A 19,874-nucleotide genomic window follows, 5' to 3' on the forward strand; every position below is an offset into this window, starting at 1 on the left:
TTTGTTCAACTAACTCGGAGAGATACTTCTAAGGACGCTTTTGAATTTCCCATTGGGCCCCCGCGGTATTGAGGAAACAGTCTCTACGGTAAGCTTAAATGCTCCACCTGTACGGGCTGAAAAGTTGGTTTTTAGGGCCTCTCTATCCATCTCCGATAAGGCTGACTGGCTGGTGATCTTAATGGTGCAATGGTCTGGGGCATCCTGAATAACCTGGGCTTCCGAAATACCCCCTAACCCTTTAAAAATGTGGTCTATACGGCCAATCTTTCTTCCATCTGGAGTTTCAACATAATCATCTATCCGGCCATTGATGGTTCTGAGTTGATGAACGACAGTTCCTGAATGGTGTTCTGATGGGCTTTCAGCTGTATCGCCAAGGTCATAGCGGAGTAAGGGCATTTTTGTATTGGTTATGGTCGTTGTAATTAGTCTCTTTGCCTCACTATCGCCAGGTTGCGCTAGGAGTTCGGTTATCCCTATTAGTGGGTTTAAGAGATAAATCCCATTCTTGTCCTGGCCAGCAAAAAGCACGTATTCCGCGGTGCCATAATAGTCGCTGACTTTACAGCCGAATACGTCTTCAATGACTGCTCGTTGCCATTCGAGGAGGGTCTCTGAGTTAGTAACGATAGCGGCAGGGCGGAACGCTGGCGAAACGCCTGCTTCTCTGTACCGTGTCGCAAGATCGCAGATTGCTGAGGGATAGCCAATAAGTTCAGCAGGTTGAAATCGGTCCAGTTCTGCTCGGTACCAAGGAAAGGTTTGGCTGTTGAGGTGATAGCTGGAAAACAACTTCTGGTTTTCTGCCCGGTTCATCCTGGCAAACGGTGGCGTCATATCGGTTGCTGGTTGAATCATTCTTCCAGCGAAGGTTGCCCGCTTTGCGCCAAATGGAACGCCGTGGTGTTCTTCATGATCCACGAGCAACGCCATTGCAAGCTTGTAGGTTTCTTCGTTGACCATTAATGCAAGAGGTGTGCCGGTGCTACCGCTTGTGTGCTGAAGCATGAAGGGTTTTGTGCCGGGTTCGGTAAATAGCTGAGAGTGTTCTTTTAGCTTCTGTTTTTCGAGAATGGGCAAGCGTGTAATGTGTTCTGTCGAAGTAATATCATTTTCGTGGATCCCATGTTCAGCAAATTGTTGCTGGTAGTAAGGGATGTTTAGCCGACAGTGCTTTACCATTTCATGCAGACGTTCGCTTTGATATGCCTCGATCTCTTCGGAGTTCCAGGAACGGCAGAGGCGAACCTTCTCCATAATCTCGCGATAGAGTGGTCCTGAGTAGCGTTTATGATATAGCTTGTATCCATACGCAGACACCAATAGGTTCTGTAGGAAGACCGGTGAGCGGTAGTAAATTGCTTCTATGATGCCCTTCATTATTCGGCCACCTCTGATTGCTGGTGTGCAGAGGGTGAGCTGGGCTTAAATCGATTGCTGATACATTTCGCGGGGTTGCCCACGAGAATATCTCCCTTGGCAGAAGGTTTTGTCAGGACACTGCCAGCTGCAAGTATACTGTGGTCTTCTAGGCTCGCCATCACTAGTGCAGTGTTTCCCAACCAGCAGTCTGCTCCTATCCGGACTTTTTCAAAAGTGCCGCCTTGCTCCTGAATGGGCTTTGTAATATCTGTGAACTCATGTTGGCGACTACCGCTAAGAACATGCACGCCACTGCCAATCAAAGTGTTTTCCCCAATGGAGCACATGCCAATATTGCACTGTGGCCCGATATACACCCCTTTGGCGATACTGGTGTTGCGGTGGGACAGTATCGTCAAAAAGCCAACTGAGATTTCGTCAGAGGTGGCTGGGCAGGAGAGGTGGTAGAACGCAGCGCGGACGTAGGTTCCGAATTTTCCGGGTATAAGGCTTAGACCCTGCGAAAATGACATGAACACGCTATCGATGCTGCCCAGTTGAGCGAACAGCAAGAAGAGCAAATACAGCGGGAATGCAAGTGCCAGAAAGGCTAGCTTCAGGAAACGTTTTAAAGTTCGCATATTAAGTACGATCCAATCGAGCTTGAATCCAAGCGCGCTCCTTTGCAGGCCTGAACGTGAGTGCGCCTCTTACTAATCTGGTTACTACTCTAGCTAGCAGCTCCCCCAATGTAAGTACCGGAAGCTTATTGGGCGTTGCTTTTGAACGCTCGCCTGTTAGTGCTTCGGACACGCCTTCCCTGTAACACGACTGATGAGGCCCATAATTCTGCATCAATATAATCAGTATCCGTGAATAGTGCTTTTGTTCGCCTTTGGTTAGAGTTTCACAGGTCTCTGTTAACCACAGCCGCCCTCTATTCTGGAAGCTTTTTGCGTCTGCCGGGTTTAGCTCTGCTGCTTGAAACATCAGCATCGCTTTGCGTATATCCTGGGCTACCCATGTGTCGTTGGGGAATTCGAGTTGCTCGGGATCGGACAGAAAAGGCGCTCATTCTCCAGCATCCAGTTCGCATAATGCATGAACGCATCGTACGCATAGGTGAAGTGGGTATCAGTATCGCCGAATTCCCTTTTGATGTGCAGGTAGCGTGCAATACTTGTCATCAGTATCAGGTATGACCAGCCAGTTTCCACCTCTAACAAGTTGCGATCTTCTATAGTATCTGCTGAATGGATGGTTTTGCTAATGACCACCTCTGCCTGTTTCAGCCAGTCCTTGCCAGGTTCCAGTAGTGATGCGTCCAGCAAGGCATTGAGATAGTTACCAGTGCCTCTGGTAAACGGGTATTGGTGTGCGGAGGGGCGCTGTCCTTTCAGTAGAGCTTTCAGCATTGGCAGTTCGTTTTTCTTCAGGGCCAGGATCTGCTCCAATAGCCCGCCTTGGCCTTCGTGGGAAGTGCGAATCCAATTAGCTAGTTGCAGAACTGCATCCCGTGAGGCTTGCGAGCCTGTCATGTAATGGTGGTAAAGCAATCCGGTAGTGTAGCAATGCTCAGCCGCTGGCCCGCCGCCGGTCTGGCCGGGCGTTGAGCTGGTGTCATTGTGCTTGGAAAAGGTCCTGTGAGTAGCTGTGTAGGCATCCAGATAATGGTCGGTATGCCAGAACAGGCCGTTATTGTATTCCGCTCGGTCTTCCTCAGTATGATAGATGTCTATATCTGAAACGTGGCTGGCGAGGTCGTCCATCAACTCGAACCAGCGCCTATCTCTGGTCAGCGCGAACTGTCGTGCGAAGCCGTATATGGCGTCGTACTGATTGTTGTAATGGGAGATAAACGATTCTTCACCTGCGGCTTGGTAAAGGGTTTCATGGTCTGCAAAGATATCGCCAAAGTTGCGCCAGCCAAACTCGTCAATTACTTCTCTTTTAGCAAAGAAGTTGGATTCGCCTTCAAGGCCCTCGGCAATAAGTTGGTCTAGTGGGCCGGGTTGTGCATTGGCTTTAAACCAAGGGAAAGCCTCAGCTCGCTCGTAGCACTCTGGGGCGATTATTGGTGTCAGAGGTGTGTAGGCCAATGTAGATAAGCTGGTGTTGCACTGGTGGCTCATAAGGCAGCGCAGAGTCTTTCTTTCGCCGCCTTGTAGCTCGTAGGAACTCATGGAATCTTTCGGAAAGAGTCCAACAGTTACTTTGCCTCCTTCTTTTCGCAGACTTGCTGGAAAATTCTGCCAGAAGTGAGGTACTGCAAGCTGTAGCTGTCCAAAATCGTGCTCAATGCTCACTAGTGGATTGGCGCGCTTACCTTCGAGTTCGAGTTTGCCTGCGCTAGTGAGACGGTAACCACAAAATTGGGCAGTGATTTCACCGTTCGCGTCTACGTGATTTCGGCTTTGCCAGTTTTCGCCGCCGCTAGAATCTTGATAAAGGTTGAAGTCAGCAAGATTTAAAACGCTTGGGCTTACATCTGTTGCCTGTGGTGTGACCTTGGCGGTACTGGAGCCTGGAATTATTGTTTCTACAGCGAGTTCACGGAAGTGTACGGAGCCTGGATCCCCCAAATCCCACAATCCGCCAGGGTGGCGCGCCCGCTTGGGGTTGTGTGTTATCAGCTCAACTTGTACTAGCCCGGTTTCCAGAAAAATACGCAGTTCGCATTCGAATCTTGCAAGCGGTTGGCTGGATTGCTTTAGCCATTGGCCTTTCAATGTGGCCGCTACAAAAACGGGCCCTTTGTGGGTGATTTCCCAGTTGGACTCGGCTTTTGCTGTGCAGGTCGCTCCTGCGTCGTCACTGAGGATTACCGAAGAGGGCACGACTTCATCGTTTGGGTTACGAACCTGCCAAGCCAAGCTGCCCGGTTGCAGAATAATGCTGCCGGTTGCTGTAGTAATCTGAAGACCACCTGCTGTTTGGTTGCTAACTGGTTTAGTTGGGCTGGGGGAGGGTGTTTGCAGGTGGGCAAGCACCAAGTCTTTCTGGTTGTTTAGGGTCAGATCTACCAAAGTGCTTACATGAACCCAGCGTATGCTGCCGTCTGGCCAATGGGCAAGGGGCTGTAGCTGCACAGTAAGAGGCTTATCACCATCCATCAGTGTGAGTTGCTGTGCAATTCTCACGGTGCCTTTAGGCAGAGGGATGCCTAGGCCAACAGGCTCTCTAATACGAGTCGTACCGTTTTGTTCCCTTATTTGAATGGCTACTTTTTCCATAAGCTTGCCTACTGCTTAACTCCCTGTTTGATGCCTAGAATAATCTGCCCGCGAAGTAACATAAAGCCCCATTTTGCTGGTGCAGGAACTTGTTTCCACTCATTTACCGCGGGCCTGATTCAGAAGATAGCGGAGTTGCCCCCACTCTTCAGTTCCTCTAAGTAAAGCCAGTCCGGTAATACCTGTAACGAGTGCCGCGATTGTGACATGCAGGGTGCCTAACGCTATAAACTGCACCAGGAAATGACTGCCGGAAAGGTCTATTGACTGAACTGCCAAAATCCCTAGCGATGTTCCTGTAAGAGCGGGAATGCACAAGAACAGAAGTTTGGCGGATGAGAATCCGGTTTGTTGTTCCAGGATGAGTAGCAGTGCGATAGTGGTTGCGACAGCCAACCAACCCCGGGCCCAAGCCATGATTTCCAGACCACCTGTGGCCGTTAACCAGAGGGTTACAATGATGATGGCAGTTGAGATGACATCAAACCAGAAGAGCAGTTTTACTCGTCCTTGAGCGATGATGGCATCGCTAATCAATGCAAAAAGACAGAAGGTAAAGAAGAACAATCCGAAGGGTTCCAGTAAAGAAGCGAATTCATTCCAGTCTGGTCCCAGAAGAACACGAATGATGAGTTCTGGGTACATCATTATGAAAGCAGTTATCGGGGTGAGCACGGTTATCATAAGTGCAAGGCTCAACCGTATACGGTAGGCAAGTGCCTGCTTGTCCGCTTTGCTTTCTGATATGGCAGCGAGCAACGGTTCGCTCATCGGAATTATGGCTGACAGTGCTGGCAGGAGGCTGACCTCGCGTACCAGGTTGTACCCACCAAGTTGTGCGGTGCCAAATAGGCGTGAAACCATCAAGTTGTCTATTTGGGATCGTGTAAAACCAACGATTCCTCGCAAAAGCAGCCATTGAGAAAACTGCCACTGTTGGCGAAAGTGAATGAGAGTCCAGCGGGGGCGGAAGTCGTGAACACCATACGACCCTATGGTGAAGATCAGCCCTGATACAACGGTGCCCGATATGATTGCCCAGTGGCTTGGGCTGATGAAAGCCCAGCCGATCACAACGATAAACGAGAGTCCTTTTTGCCAAAGTGTGAGCTTAAAGATTGGGCGATAGTTTATTTCTCGTGCTAACAACATCATGCCAGGGCTTTTTAGGGCTCTGAGCGGCAGCGTAATTGCGGCAACGGCTAATGCTGTTGAGAGCTCCGGGGTGCCAAAGAAATCGGCTAGAAAGGGCGCCAAAATGAGAATTAACGCGAACATGGTGGACTTGATAACAATGTCCATGCTCCATGCGGTGTTGAGGTCTGCTTCTGTGACATCGGTTTTTTGAATGATGTACTGCTGGTTGCCGATCTCAACCAGCAGCTCAAAGAACTGCAGCGCAATGATAACGAGGGCGACAACACCGAAGTGCTCGGGTAAGAGTAGTCGGGCGAGAATCAGGGTGCTGATTATGCCGAGGCCGCGCTGCACAAGTTGCATGCCTAGCAACAGGCCAGCGCTTTTAAGCACTCTCAAGCTGGTTGTCATTGCTTGCTGGGTGTCAGGCGACTATTGATAAGCGGCATTTGGTGATCCAGCTTTGCAACCGCTCTGTCACACTCTGTTTGTCCACATTCAGCCTGTAGCGTCACAAGGGCAAACCGCTGTTCTCCTTTCAGCATTGCTAAAACCTGTAATAGCTTTGCCTCGCTGTATGTCCAAGCGCGATATGAACCAACCTGATACCACTGCCCAACAATAACTTGCTTCCTGTTGAGGATATTCCGAACGCGCACTAGCCCTGGGGCGTAGGTTTCCTGAATCTGCCAGAGTGAGTGGTCGAATGGTGGCCGCAAGTAGGGCACAAGCTTTTCTTTAGCGGTGGTTTTCTGGCTTTGGGCGAGGGATATCCAAGCTCCATCGAAATTCCATACCTGCTGGGTAAGCGTGCTTGGCAGTGTGAGCGGTATTGGCATCTTGTCAGCACTTGCCGGTGTGGTGCTGGCTAGTTCAAGGATCCAGGGGGAAACTGCTTTATTTGAAGGCTGAATGATGGTTAGGGCGATGGGGCCTAATACTATGGCGATAATTACGGCGGCGATGCCAGTCTTTTGAAAGCCGAGCTTTGTATGGGGCTCAGCCGATTCTGAATTTCTTTTACGGACGGGTGAGAAGTACAGCGCCGGCAAAACGAATAATCCGTACACAACCCAGCCCATGGTTTCATGATCGGAAAGCATGTCGCTTTGCATGTCGGTTTCGTAGGCAACCACCACTAGAATCGTAATGCGCACCCAATTCGCGATAAGGGCGAGTGTCACGGCTATCAGCAGAGTGGTCAGCCAATCACGCCAGCGATAGTCGTTAAGAATGGAGGTCATCATTGCCAGTAATATGGAAATTGCAAAATACCGGATGCCGGAGCAGCCATCGGCAATGAGGAGACGGCCGTAGGGTAGGGTGATGCTGTTGCCCTCAATCAGGGCTGTCATACCAAACCAGCTAACCCAGGTTCCTACTACTATGCTGGCCAGGTCTACCAGTGCGGGAACCATGTCTGCCCATATAGGCAGTGATAGCGACAAAAGCAAAACGTAGGGGAGGAAGCTAAGGGTTCGTGCGAGCCCGAGCAGTGCCCAGGCAGCTGCTATTACGCCAGCTGGGAGCATCAGGTAGGCAAGGGTGTCGATGCGAACGAGTTCGAGCAGTGCCCACGCTAGTGTTGTTACAACCAGCAGAATGGCACCTATGAGATGATAGGGCTTGAGCTGTGTGTGGTTGGTTGCGCTTTTGGGCGGGTGGATTAGTAGTAGCCCGATAAAAATCAGGGCAGTAGCCAAGCCATGGGCGAGAACTTGCTCGAATTCCAGCCATGCTTGTGCGAGCCGGATCCAGGTCGGATAAAAAATAAGCACCGCAATAGCGGTAACGACCAAGTAAGGCCTGGAAAGAGGTAGGTTGTCTAATGTCTTCCTTAACATCGTTTCTCCGCCGCACTACTGACCAATCGACAGGATACTGTGTATAGCTACTACATAGAACTCAAATTCAAAACAAAAAAAAGCCAGCCGAAGCTGGCTTTTCATTACTCAACCGAAATCAGGCTTTCTGACGACGGCGAGCTGCACCAAGTCCTGCAAGGCCAAGGCCGAGGAGGGCCAGGGTGCCGGGCTCTGGTACCGGCATAGCCGATTCAATGAAGACTACAAGGTCGTTGAAGTCTTTGTCAGAATTGCTATAGAGCTGGTCTTCGAACGCTAGCAACCAACCGCCGGCCGTCCATGCTGCGTCACCACCAAAGCCTGGAAGGTTAATGGTATCGGCGCCAGTGCCTTGGAAGGCAACCATCTGGTCTTCACCACCGTTCTTACTCTTCTCAGAGTAGAAGGTGTCGGTGCCATTGGTCATAAAGAAACCAAAGGATGTCGATGAGAAGTCAATGCCGGTATCAGAGAATCCGCCGATGTCGGCATATACACTGCCATCACTGTCGATACCGAAAGAAGTCATAGCACCGGCAGTAGCGCTGCCACCGAAGAGAGTGTAGTTCTTCGTGATGTCGTTGGGGTCGTATATGCCAAAGCTGTTAATTGCAGCGTTGCCGGCTATTTCTGCGACAAAACGAGTAGGCGTTTGACCTGAGTCAGTGTTTACCCAAACTTCGTCTGGAGCAGCCTGATTTAGGTTTACGTCGATCGAAGAAACGCCGCCAACGGTAATGCCGTTGATGATGTCTTGCAAAGTTGCTTCGCCATTGGCACCACTAACATCCACAGGCGTCGCGTTTACTGCGAATGCGCTGGCCGATAATGCAACAGCAGCTGCTAAGAGTTTAATTTTCATAATAATTCTCCGGTTGTCTAGCTCTAATTCCTTGTAGTTTGCTTGCAACCAGGCTGTCTCTTGTTGTTTTCGAGATCCTTGGCTTTCCGTCCCACCCTCACAGATGGTTTGGCATACGACCGGTAGTACCCGATCCTATGGGTAATACTAAGCGATTCGCGTGCCAAGTTTTTAAGGTACTGATGTGTATGTCTATTTCGTAATCGGCGTCAGCGATATGTAAAAAAAATCGACGAGCGCTTTAAAAAAAGGCCTGAAGCGCTATTGCCTCAGGCCTTTTGTGTATTCGAACCCGACAGGGCTGTCGAGGTTCTTTACATTGCTTTTTTTACAGTCTCAAGGTGGGCTTCAATCTCTGCATTGCCTGGTGCGAGATCCAGTGCTTTTTCTATCACTGTTTTGGCTTCGGCATGCTTTCCGGTCAGGTGCAGTATCCAGCCATAGGTATCCAATACGGCTGGGCTATTTGGTGCGAGATCGCTGGCTCGCTTGGCCATGTTGAGTGCCCGTTCGGGATTTTCTTCACGAAGGGTCCAAGCCAGATTGTTGAGTGCAGCCACGCTGTTTGGCTGTTTGGCTATCACTTGCTCGTAATGGTTTACAGCAGCTGCCTCCTGGCCGTTAGTCAGTAGCCAATCAGCTCGCGCCATGTGTGCGGCAAGGCTTTGCGGTGCTTCCTGTACCCAGTTTTGGGTTAAACCATCCATTGAGTCGGGTGCGCTCGCTTGTGCAAGCACAATGAGGGATGGCATCAAGTTAAGATCTTTGGTGGCTTGCCATCTGTCTGCAAGATAGTCGTAGGCGCCTTTGGGGCCCTTTTGTTGTTGCAAAAGCCTGGTGCGCGAGAGAATTGTCGCGGGCAGTTCGCCGTGTATCTTTTCTACACCATCGAGCGCGGTAAACGCATCGTCGAGTTTGCCTTCCATCTGTGCGATGCCTGCGGGAAGGAGCGCAAAGCCTATGTTCTCTGGCTCAAGAGCTATGGCTTCGGCCGCTTTCGCTCGGGCTTTTGTCCAGTCGTTTTTGTCGGCGGCAGCCTTTGCCTCTGCCAGCAGCAACTGACCGTGAGCTCGCTTTACGGTGATGGAGTCGCTGTCTTTCCATTGCGATAGAGTTTCTCTGGCGGATGCCAGTTCGCCTTGGGTTATTTCGATCAGTGCGGTGAGTGTGTCTGTGTTCCGTTCGAGTTCCGGGTGCGTTTTTGCGACATCGGCCAACCAGTTTTTGGCCTCCGGCACTGTGTGGTCCTGCATGTAAATTTGGCCGGCTTGCTGTAACGGACGTATTGCGTCGGGGGTCATGACAGCAGCTGCTACCAACAGGTTAACGGCATCATTGCGTTTGCCGGTTTGCGCATAGAGGCTTGCTAGCGCCACTTTCGGAGCCTGTAGGTCGGGGCTTTCTTTTGATAGTTTTTCGAGCCTTGCTATTGCAGCATCGGGGTTTCCAAGCCTGGCATCTGCAAGGCTTGCTAGTAATATTGCCCTGGGTTGATCTGCATAACCGTTGATGAGTGAGTCGCGGATTTCTGCCGCTTCCAGCTTTTCATCCTGCTGGATCAGCACGTTCAGATAGGTGCTGGTGGTCGACCAGTCTGAAGGGTCGGAGGTGAATGCCATGCGCAATTGGCCTAGGGCCTGCTCAGGCTGATCGTTCTGTAGATAGTGCCTTGCAAGGGCGAGGCGCAGCCTTACGCGCCCCGGTTCGTTGCCAATGGCTTTACTGAGGCTGGCGATACCCGCGCTTTCGTGGCCGGGCAGGCTAAGGGCCAGAATGCCGTGCATGGCCAGCAGCTCGTTGTCATTGGGGCGAGCTTCTATCGCACGGGTTAAGGTTTTAAGGGCAGCTTCTCTGTCGCCGGTATCAATCTGGGCCATGGTGGCGGCCCGTATGAACTGTACGGGGGTTGTTTCCGGGTCGAGGTTTTCTTTGAGTAACTGGGCACCTTCATCCAGATCGCCGGTGCCGGCGGATATTGCACCCAGCATCAGGGCGACCTGTTCGTTTTCAGGATCAAGCTTCAGCGTGTCTCGCAATATGGCTTTAGCTTCCTCAAAATTCCCTTCTTTAAGGGCCGCAACCGCGGCTTCAGCCTGTTCCCGGGCGCCGGTGTTGATGTTTTCGGCGAGTATCCGGTTATAAATTTGGGCTTCGGTTATTTTCCCTTGCTCGGTAAGTACTCGAGAGAGGGTGGTCAGTACATTGCGCCGGATGGGCAGGAAAATATCCGATGTTGGTAGTTCGCCAACCGCATCCGTCAATGTGGCGGCCGCTTGGTCAAGTTGATTCAGCCGGTATTGAGCCTGTCCTTTCCAGTACAGCACTTCTGGAGCTGCTTGATTTTTTGCAAGCCAATTCCTGGCCGCCTCTACGGCTTGTTGGTTTTTACCCAGATTGATCTGAGCCTGGAGAACACCGGTGATTGCCGGGATATTAGAGCCGTTACTTGTGGCCAGGCTGGTGTACAGCGCAAGGGCTTCGGCTACTTCGCCGGATCTGCGCAAGGCTTCTGCGCGGATCAACGATGCTTCCAGCTGGTCTTCTGGGGAGCTTGGGGTTTGCAGTGCCAGAGTTTCAATGGCTGAGAGATGTTTTCCTTGTTCTACATAGGCGCGGGCAAGGGTGAGGCCTACCGCGTTGGGCTGTTCCTTTACCCAGGGGGCAAGGAGTTCAGCGGCTTCTTTGGCGGCGCCTAGTTCCAGATACAGATCGGCAAGGCGCACAATGTGCTCAACGTTGTCCGGATCTTTTTGTATGGCGTTTTTGATTTCCAGCAGGGCCGATCGGAATTGGCCCTGGTTGGAATATGTCTCTGCACGCGTAATGTGAGAGAGCGCCTCTGATGTATCTGGCCCACTGTTGCAGCCGGATATTAGCAGCGGTACTGCAAGCATAAGGCTGCCTGCCAGTACCAGCCCGGGAAGTGTTTTCTTTTTTGTGTGCCTTGTGATCATGTAAAACTGCTCCTTGAGCTTTGCGCTGCCATCGTGTGCCGGAGGGCTATTTATACTTCCGGGGCCACTGCCGATGTGTCGATTTTATATTTGTCGGTAAGGTTGTAGAGAGTGGGGCGGGTAATGCCCAGAAGCCGGGAAGCCTGAGTCATGTTGAAGCCACTCGTTTGAAGCGCCTGCATTATTGCTCGGCTTTCGGCCTGTTCCCGAACCTGGCGCAGGTTCAGGTGGCTTACGGCAGGCTCATCGCACCCTGGGAGCTCAAGATCTCCGGCGGTTATGCGCTTACCATCCGCCATGATGGTGGCCCGCTTTATTTTGTTGATCATTTCCCGAACGTTGCCTGGCCACGAGTAGCTGCTTATGGCGTTCACAGCGTCGTCTGAAAAGGACAGGTTTTGTCTGTCCATCTGTTTGCTAAGGGATTTGAGCAGGGATTGCGCAATAACCAATGCATCTCCCTCTCTTTCCCTCACAGCGGGAACATCGAGGGTTATCTCGCTGATTCGGTAGTATAGATCTTCACGAAAATCGCCACTGGCAATCAGTTGGGCAAGCTTTTGGTGGGTGGCGCACACTACCCGTACGTCCACGGGTATGGGTTTTACAGAGCCCACCCTGTCAACAACACGCTCTTGCAGGAAACGCAGCAACTTGGATTGAAGCGACATAGGCATGTCGCCAATCTCATCAAGAAAGAGGGTGCCGCCGTTGGCGCTTTCAATTTTGCCTTTTTTGGCTTGCGTAGCCCCGGTGAAGGCGCCTTTTTCGAAACCGAACAGCTCGCTTTCCAGAAGGTTTTCAGGAATGGCGGCGCAGTTAATAGCGGCAAACACATTGCCGGACCGAGGGCTTAGATCGTGCAGTGCGCGGGCGAGTACTTCTTTGCCTGTGCCGGTTTCACCAATAATAAGGGTGGTTACATCGGTAGGTGCAACCTTCTCCAGTGTGCGGCATACGGCCATCATTTGCGGGCTGGCGGCGATGATGCCTTTGATGCTGGTGCCGTTGTTTTGCTGTGATAGATCCTGGTTTTCCCGTTCCAATTCAGCTAAACGAAACGCGCGGTTGACCACAAAGGTGAGGATGTCGGCTTCCAGGGGTTTCTGATAGAAGTCGGATGCGCCCATGCCGATCGCCTTGACGGCATTTTCTTTGTCTTCTCGACCGGTGACGACAATCACTTTGGTTAAAGGCGCAAGCCGCAGAATTTCTTCCAGTAGGGCGAATCCTTCTGTTGCGCCGCCGGGGTCGGGCGGCAAGCCGAGGTCCAGCGTTACCACGTGGGGTTCTTCGCGCCTGAGCGCGGTGAGGGCGGCTTCCCTGTCTGAAGCGACAGTCACCTCCAGATCGTCGCTGAAGCACCAGCGCATCTGGCTTTGTAGGCCCGGGTCGTCTTCTACTATCAGTAGTCGTCTAGTCACAACAGCAACAAGTCCTTTGTTTTAATGTTCCAATATATCTGATTCTTAACTGAACATTGACACTTTGCAATGATCGATTCAGTTGTTGTGTCTGGTCGCCATTTAATTGACGAATTCCGGCGGGTTCGGTAGGTCGATAATCAGGTGTTTATTGGTCTGATTACCGTGTTCCGACTTTTCCGCCAGGGGTATGCGCACAGAAAAACATGAGCCCACGCCTGGTTCACTAGTGGCATCTATGGTTCCGCCCAGTTTTTGTATGTATTCCCTGGCCTGGTAGGCGCCAATTCCCATGCCAGTAAGCCCTTTGGTGCTTTCAAATGCTTTGAACAGTCGGCCATTAATGAAGTCATCACTCATGCCGCATCCGGTGTCCTGGATAAATAGCACAACATTGCCCTTGGCAATTTTTAGCGACAGGCTGACTTCCCCGTCTGGAGGGGTGGCATCTTGGGCGTTTTGAATAAGGTGGCCCAGCACGCTTCTTAGTTGTTCGGGGTCGGCTTTGACAATTATTCGTGGCTGGGCGCCATCAAGTACCGGTGCTGGTTGTTGCTTGCTGTAGTGATCAACAAGTCCGCTTACCAACTCTGTCAGATCCAGCTTGTTGTTAATTTCCATGTCATCTGCTGTTGGTTTACGAATGTGGGCTAACAGATTGGACATTTTGCGAACCGCATGATCTGTGGTGTTGATCATGTCTTCAATAAACGCAGGGTTGTTCTTGTGTTTCTGGGCATTGTTGACCAGCAGTGTCAGTTGCGCGACGACCGTTTTCAGATCGTGCACCATGAATGCAGACGCTTTGCTGACGGCCTCAAACTGCATGGCACGGGATAGTCGGTTCTGCGCATCGGCCTGAGCCAATAGGTTACAGGTTTGTCGGGCGACCACTTTAATCAGGTCAAAGTTTTCCCAGTTAAGGTCGACCCGGGCATAAGGTCGGCCAATCATTGCTATGCCGTAGAGCTCGTTGCTGAGATATAAGGGAATAATCAGCCAAGCGTCGGGAGTTTTGGCAATGGCGTCAGGAATTTCCAGCAGGTCGTAGCTCACTGGGTCGGCTCTGTATTCGTCGAGATTGACGATCCATTCTTTCTCGTTAAACAGGCGCACCAGTTCGGCATCTTCATCGATAACGGTGTATCTGGGCGTGGCCAGATTGGCGGACTCTCTCAATGTGTAGGAGCCCTGGTCGCTTTTAAGCCAGATAGCGCCGGCGTTGCTCTCCACCAGCCCCCCCAGAATGCGGATAACGCGTTGCGCCAACGGGGGCTCATCGCTCAGGTACGCCAACTCTTTGGTCAGTTTTAGCCATTCTTCCCGGTAATCGTATTTGTAATCGAAGAAGTTCTGGCTGATCAGAACCATAAGTTTTGCCCGAATTCGACGGGAGAGGACGAGCGTTGTCAGGAACACCAGAGCAACGGCAGACAGGAGCACTTGTAAGGCTTCGCCCCAGTCGCCACCGAGAATGCGCACGTAATATCCGCTCACAGATAGAAGCAGCAAATAAGCGCCGGCCATGATTAGCGTGCCGGCATGAAATACTGCTGAGCGGGATAGTTGGAAATCGATCGGTTGTTTGCGCGTGTTGACAACGTTGATTGCAAACAATGGCACCAGTGCAGCGTTAACGAAGCCTCGCGCGTTCCAGAAGGAATCGGCAATTGAACCAAAGAGCAATGCGTCGGCGTACATCAGGAAGTCGAAGATAAATATAGTTGCCGTGCCGATGCACAGGTACTTCATGCTGGAGCGCCCGAACGCGGGTGCATTGCGCCAGATTTGTTCCACCAGGGAGAGGCCGAGAAGCGACAGTGCAATCTGTCCGATGAGCTTGGTTTTACCATCCACCAAGGCGATGCCAAATATGAATTCCAGGCTTCCAAGGAGCAGTAGTGTGATGAGCAGGACCGTTGTCGCGCCCCCAAGGAATTTCTTTAATTGCCCACTAAGTCGCCCATGGCGAAAGGTGTCTCGCAACATGGCGAACAGAAGGAGGATCCAGGCGGTGTCGCGGAGCAGTTCCAATAGATAGCGAATAAAGAAGCCGGGGTGGCCCCACAGGCTTTGGGTAACCAGGGTTGATGCCCAAAGAGTGGTGACCGTGGCAGCAAGGAATAAGGCCCGATCTATGTCGCGACGCAGGTAGCGAGTGCCTACAAGCACCGAAAGTATTGCAAATACCACAGCCGCCGCGCCGTGGCTTATCACGCTCATATCTGGAAGCATGCAATCTACCTATTCCATGGATACGTGTAGTTTGAGGTGGGCGGCGGTTCTGTGCAACTCCTATGAGTGCATGCTTAACATGCAATCAATTAATATATGTCAGTAATTCTTACAGTTTTGATGGGTTTCGAATGATTTTCGTCTTTTGGTTCATTCTATGCGAATGAAAAGCGGGCAGTTTATCCGGTGTGGTTTGACGATTGCTTAGTTAAGGCTGTGATAAATGAACGGGACGCCAAAGGATCGCGCTATGAAAATAAAAATGAAGTGTCTGGCTATTGTTACGCTGTCTGGAGCCATGTTTACGGGTAATGTGGCCGCCGGCCCCACCATTGATTTGGATTATCAGGGCGCCACGCACGGTTTCAATAACGGAAGCATGTCGAACACGGCTACCAGTAGCACCTACAGCAACTATAACGCGGGTATGTTTAACTTCACGACCAGCAATGCTGTCGGAGCCTCGCCAGTTGCTTGGACAGGTGCACTCGATGCATTTTGTATCGATCTTGATGTGTTTTTGGACAAGACCAACAGAACTTACGAGCTCAAAACAGCTGATAGTTACTTCAATAACGCAAACCTGGTGTCCTCTATCGGCAAGCTTTATACCGGATACCAAAGCAGCGTCGTTGATGAAGATTCATCTGCGGCTTTCCAGCTCGCTTTGTGGGAAGTTATCTATGAGACAGGTGGTTCTTATGGCCTTCAAAACGGTAACTTCCAGGCTGATACCGGTTTTAGTGGTTCCCGCACAATGGCTGACGGGTGGCTAGCGGGGTTGGCGGGCCAGTCTGAGGACTACGTAATGTATGTTCTGGATGCGGTTACCGTTCCCGACGGTAAGGATTCCCAAGACCTGTTGGTGTTCACACCAAAGCCTCCAGTAAGTGTGCCTGAGCCTGGCACTCTCGCCCTTCTGGGACTGGGTTTGGCGGGGCTGGTTGCGCGCCGTAAAAAAGCCTGACATTTTTGGTTCAAGGATAAAAGCCACCAAATTATGGTGGCTTTTTGCATTGTGGCTCACTGGTTATAAAGACGTTTTGTTATCTCTGTAAAACCGGAAAATCTCCTTAAGTGAACGCTTTGGCGTAAAACCAAACTCCTTCTCAAAGGCTCTGCCATCTATCACCACCGGATACTTGAAGAAGTCCATCAGGTAGGCAGGGAAGCGTTTTAGCCCCATGGTGCGCAGTATCAATCGAGGCAATACCGGGGGAATAGACGGGATGGGGATTCGTGTGCAGCCGCACAGATCCAGTGCTCGTTGGTAGGCTACCCAATCGCTGGGTGCCACGTTGAATATTCCCCGGGTTGGCTTTTGGCTCGCCAACACTATGGCATCTGCCATGTCGTCTATGTGGATAAATTGCATCATGGGGGAGAAGCCGGCCATTACTGGTGCCAGAGGGCTGGCGAGTAGCCTGCCCATTGTATTGCGCACGCTGGGCCCGACAATGTTGCAAGGGCGCAGAACGCTGATGTTCAACTCTGGATAGCGCCACAAATAGATGCTTGCAAGGCTTTCGAGCTCTACCGAATCAATCAAATCGGCGCTTAAGCCTGCGCTTTTGAGGGGCGCGGACTCGTTAATCAAGGCCGGGTTATAGGCCATGGCCCCATATACGTGGTAAGTGGAAAGCACAACAACCCTGCGTACGCCGTACTTCTGGCTGAGGTCCAGCAGTTTTTGCGTGCCCAGCACATTGGCGTTGTAGCGCCGCATGCGGGAGAGTTGGCTTGAGCGGATGCGACCCAAATGGATAACGCTATCAAATTTATAACGGCGAAACAGGTCTTCGAATGTGCGCTTGTTGAAGTCGATGCAGTAGCTTGGAATGTCGTCGCCAAGTTCAACTCGTTTACGGGCGTCTACTGCCACTAGGTTGCACGTATTCCGTAGCCGCTCAATCACTTGCTGGGTGAGCGCCCCGGCGGCGCCTGTCACCAGAACGTTGGGCTTGGGTGGCTGGCTAGTGTGAGCCTTCATCAGAACAACCTTTTTCTTTCTGTCAGGCCTTTTTCAATAAGGCGGTTGATTTGGGTTTTTACCTTCTCAACTCGTTTGTCTATTTCGGCATCTGATAGGTCTCCGCCCTCAAAGTACATGGGCGGGCCGAAGTTCAGGTGAACCTTGGCCGGCAGTACGATCGGCAGCGCAAGCGGAGCGTAGGGTACACCCAGGGTTTTGGCCAAGGGCTTGATGTTGGCAATGGCCGGTATGGTTTCTTCGCAGCCCACTACGCCAACAGGCACGACCGCCGCATTGTATTTCATGGCCAGGTGCATGAACCCGGAGCCAAAGCGTTGGAGTTTGTAACGATCCCGGTAGAGCTTGCCAGAGCCGCGCACACCTTCCGGAAACACTATGATGGCTTCGTTGTTGGCAAGCATTCTGGCGCAATTAACCGGGTCGCCCAGTACAGCGCCTACTTCATTCAACAGGTTGCCCAGCCACGGTACTGTCGGGAAGAAGCGTTCGATCATGGCGCGGGGGATGCGGGGGTTTTTCTTGCGGGAGGCCAGGGCATAACCAACAAGTATGCCGTCAATCGGGAGTTGCCCGCTGTGGTTGCCTATAATCAGAACAGGCCCCTCGGCAGGAATGTGATCTACGCCATGGGCTTCTGTGCGAAAGTACTTTTCGTAAATCGGCTTAACCAGCGAGAACCCGAATTTGACGGCCTCGTTATTATAGCCCCAGGGGTCGTAACCCAGTGTGCCTATGGGTTTTCGGATGCGGTTTATTTGCTCGTCCAGTTCCGATGAGATCAGTAGGGATTTCACAAAGGACAACAAGCTCATGCGCACTCCCTTTATTGTTGTCAGTTTTTGCCACGCCCGATGAGAACGCCAAGTGTGTGGCTCTGACCACTATTAAGCACTCTATAATCGCTTGCTGCATTGGCAGTTTCGACACACAGCATTGTCTGCCAGGCAGGGTCGGGGAAGTCGCTTAGCTTTATGGCTTTGTCCGGGCCGGGGTTCCATACCACAGTAGAGTCGCTACCAATGGCGGTAAGCTTGCGGCTTGCGTTGGGTGTCACTACGGTTAGCGATTCACCACTTTCGTAAATCCGGTCGATTTCACCATCAAAATAGACGGGGCCGTCCTGAGTGCAGTATTCCCAGTTTTTCAGGGTGTCGATGTAGTGGGCACACCCTAAGCCCAGAACCCGTGAGCGTGTGATATCGCTTGTTGGTAAATAGGTGTGTAGTGCCTGACTGAAGGCGAGGGGCTCACTGCCGGGATTAGTAGTGGTAAGCGCTAGTTGGTAGCCCCGTACAGAAAAATTGAACGTGAGCAGCGCCAGGGCATGACCACGCCAAATGTCGTCAAAGTCCTGGTTTGCATCCAGCGACAGGGATATTTCTACTTCATGGGCGCTTTCGCTTACATCCTCCAGCTTCCACAAAGCAGTGCGGCCAAACCCGTGGGGTTCTTGGGTTTTTACCCGTTTTCGTACCTCCGGCGCATTGCGGGCGGGGTCGCCGAACCAGGGCCAGCAGATAGGTATGCCGCCGCGTATCGCTCGGCCGGGTTCGAATCGAGCGGTCGGGCTCATCCATAGCCAGTCCTGTTCTCCCTTTGGGGCAAATCGGGTGAGATGTGCGCCCTGCAGAAACAGAGTGGCTTCGAACAGTGGGTGGTGAACTTCCAGCGCTTCCAGTTGGCCGATTGTCTTCCAGCGGATAAAAGACCATTGGCCCGGGGAGAGGGATAAAGTCGGCTTATTACTGCTTTCGGACATAAGGCTCTGTTCCGTGCTTAAGTGCATCTGCGTACTGAAAGAGTAAATCAAAACCGTGTTGTGGGCGACTCCTGCCCATACAATAGCTTTCGGCTTAATAGGAAATGTCGTTGGACAAAATACAGTGGTTTGATGAGCTTGCCTGGGGCCTCAGCGAGCGGGGTTGGATAAGCTTTGATGCTGTGCCCTGGTTCGGGGTGGATCTTTTGCGTTCGCTTCAGGATGAGATCATGCTTCTTGATCAAAATGATGCGCTTAAACGAGCAGGCGTAGGGCGGGGTATTGCGCCAATTCGGGATCGCTCCATACGCCGCGACAAGATTGCCTGGTTGCAAGGTGTGTCTGAGCCGCAGATGGCGCTGTTCGGGCTTCTCGAGAGCCTGCGTATGGAGCTGAACCAGCGGTTGTTTTTGGGTTTGAGGCGCTTTGAGGCCCACTATGCCACTTATCATCCCGGCGATTTCTATAAGGCCCATGTGGATAGCTTTCAGGGGCGGGCGTCTCGCATTGTAAGCTTGGTGCTTTACTTGAATGACGACTGGAAACCATTGGATGGCGGCGAGCTTCAGGTGTTTAATCGGGAAAACCCGAACGAGGTGTGCGGGCTGGTATTGCCAGAAATGGGAAGAGTGGCGCTGTTCATGAGTGAGGAGATCCGTCATGAGGTTCTTGAAGCTCACCGCACCCGATACAGTCTTGCGTGCTGGTTCCGCCAGGATGTTATTCCGCTGCCGTTGTCGGCGCTTCTCTAATGTCTATGGGCATTATCTGGTACCAATTTGATGGTGTTGGGGATTTGCCGTTGTAGTCCGCAAACCCTTTTGTTAAGATTCGCGCCGCTTTCAGGGAGTTTGTCTTGAAACGCCGATATGGTGGCTCCATTGGTGCCTCCGCAACATGAAACCGCGAACCCGGTCAGGCCCGGAAGGGAGCAGCCGCAGCGGTGGAATTGTGTGCCGGAGTGTCGCTGGTGGGGCCACCCCCAGTTTTGCCTTCAGCTTTTCTGTAGAAATCCCCATCAAGCTTTCATTCCCGCACCCTTATAACTTCTTATAAATCCGTGTCCAT

General features: G+C 51.8%; 14 protein-coding genes, 1 other RNA gene and 1 riboswitch. Of the genes, 3 read left to right on the top strand and 12 right to left on the bottom strand.

Features of this window, described 5'->3' with window-relative positions; translation table 11 throughout:
- Positions 1-9: 9 nt before the first annotated feature.
- The 9 genes from RG807_RS01985 to prsK all read right to left on the bottom strand — a co-directional run bounded on the left by RG807_RS01985 (position 10) and on the right by prsK (position 15,054).
- The gene (locus RG807_RS01985) at positions 10-1,383 is read right to left on the bottom strand and encodes a phenylacetate--CoA ligase family protein (RefSeq protein WP_309043351.1); all 1,374 of its coding nucleotides are present in this window, start codon (positions 1,381-1,383) and stop codon (positions 10-12) included.
- Positions 1,383-2,006, bottom strand: coding sequence for an acyltransferase (locus RG807_RS01990; protein WP_309043352.1), 624 nt, complete (start codon positions 2,004-2,006; stop codon positions 1,383-1,385). The genes RG807_RS01985 and RG807_RS01990 overlap by 1 nt, the downstream gene beginning before the upstream one ends.
- A 375-nt stretch (positions 2,007-2,381) precedes the next feature.
- On the bottom strand, positions 2,382-4,598 hold the full coding sequence (locus RG807_RS01995) for an RIFT barrel domain-containing protein (RefSeq protein WP_309043353.1): 2,217 nt from the start codon (positions 4,596-4,598) through the stop codon (positions 2,382-2,384).
- 99 nt (positions 4,599-4,697) lie between these two features.
- Positions 4,698-6,146 (bottom strand): lipopolysaccharide biosynthesis protein, encoded by a 1,449-nt coding sequence (locus RG807_RS02000; protein ID WP_309043354.1) that lies wholly within the window; start codon positions 6,144-6,146, stop codon positions 4,698-4,700.
- On the bottom strand, positions 6,143-7,579 hold the full coding sequence (locus tag RG807_RS02005; protein ID WP_309043355.1) for an exosortase/archaeosortase family protein: 1,437 nt from the start codon (positions 7,577-7,579) through the stop codon (positions 6,143-6,145). The genes RG807_RS02000 and RG807_RS02005 overlap by 4 nt, the downstream gene beginning before the upstream one ends.
- A 118-nt stretch (positions 7,580-7,697) precedes the next feature.
- Positions 7,698-8,441: a PEP-CTERM sorting domain-containing protein gene (locus RG807_RS02010; protein ID WP_309043356.1), complete on the bottom strand. Its 744-nt coding sequence runs from the start codon at positions 8,439-8,441 to the stop codon at positions 7,698-7,700.
- 40 nt (positions 8,442-8,481) lie between these two features.
- Positions 8,482-8,564: riboswitch (cyclic di-GMP riboswitch) on the bottom strand.
- A gap of 191 nt (positions 8,565-8,755) precedes the next feature.
- On the bottom strand, positions 8,756-11,395 hold the full coding sequence (locus RG807_RS02015) for a tetratricopeptide repeat protein (RefSeq protein WP_309043357.1): 2,640 nt from the start codon (positions 11,393-11,395) through the stop codon (positions 8,756-8,758).
- A 50-nt stretch (positions 11,396-11,445) separates the two neighbouring features.
- Entirely contained in the window at positions 11,446-12,819 is a 1,374-nt protein-coding gene (gene prsR / locus RG807_RS02020) for a PEP-CTERM-box response regulator transcription factor (RefSeq protein WP_309043358.1), read from the bottom strand.
- Positions 12,820-12,921: 102 nt separating this feature from the next.
- The gene (prsK, locus tag RG807_RS02025) at positions 12,922-15,054 is read right to left on the bottom strand and encodes an XrtA/PEP-CTERM system histidine kinase PrsK (RefSeq protein WP_309043359.1); all 2,133 of its coding nucleotides are present in this window, start codon (positions 15,052-15,054) and stop codon (positions 12,922-12,924) included.
- Positions 15,055-15,304: 250 nt separating this feature from the next.
- Between prsK and RG807_RS02030 the strand changes: the two genes are divergently transcribed.
- Positions 15,305-16,021 carry a PEP-CTERM sorting domain-containing protein gene (locus RG807_RS02030; protein ID WP_309043360.1) on the top strand — a complete coding sequence of 239 codons (717 nt, stop codon included), beginning with the start codon at positions 15,305-15,307 and terminating at the stop codon, positions 16,019-16,021.
- 63 nt (positions 16,022-16,084) lie between these two features.
- Here the strand turns inward: RG807_RS02030 and RG807_RS02035 are convergent, their stop codons facing one another.
- From RG807_RS02035 to RG807_RS02045, 3 genes are read right to left on the bottom strand one after another with little or no spacing between them, the layout of a single operon-like run.
- Positions 16,085-17,044, bottom strand: a complete 960-nt coding sequence (locus RG807_RS02035) for an SDR family oxidoreductase (protein ID WP_309043361.1) — start codon at positions 17,042-17,044, stop codon at positions 16,085-16,087.
- A complete protein-coding gene (locus tag RG807_RS02040) occupies positions 17,044-17,859 on the bottom strand; it encodes a lysophospholipid acyltransferase family protein (protein ID WP_309043362.1) in 816 nt (271 codons plus the stop codon). The genes RG807_RS02035 and RG807_RS02040 overlap by 1 nt, the downstream gene beginning before the upstream one ends.
- Positions 17,860-17,879: 20 nt before the next feature.
- Entirely contained in the window at positions 17,880-18,806 is a 927-nt protein-coding gene (locus RG807_RS02045) for a D-hexose-6-phosphate mutarotase (protein ID WP_309043363.1), read from the bottom strand.
- Positions 18,807-18,916: 110 nt separating this feature from the next.
- On the opposite strand from RG807_RS02045, the gene RG807_RS02050 reads away from it, so the two are divergent.
- Both RG807_RS02050 and ffs read left to right on the top strand, forming a co-directional pair.
- On the top strand, positions 18,917-19,558 hold the full coding sequence (locus tag RG807_RS02050) for a 2OG-Fe(II) oxygenase (protein WP_309043364.1): 642 nt from the start codon (positions 18,917-18,919) through the stop codon (positions 19,556-19,558).
- Between the two features lie 127 nt (positions 19,559-19,685).
- Positions 19,686-19,782: signal recognition particle sRNA small type (gene ffs, locus RG807_RS02055), an RNA gene on the top strand.
- The last annotated feature ends 92 nt before the right edge of the window (positions 19,783-19,874 follow it).

Source organism: Marinobacter sediminicola (genome assembly GCF_031157525.1).
GTDB classification, from domain to species: domain Bacteria; phylum Pseudomonadota; class Gammaproteobacteria; order Pseudomonadales; family Oleiphilaceae; genus Marinobacter; species Marinobacter sediminicola.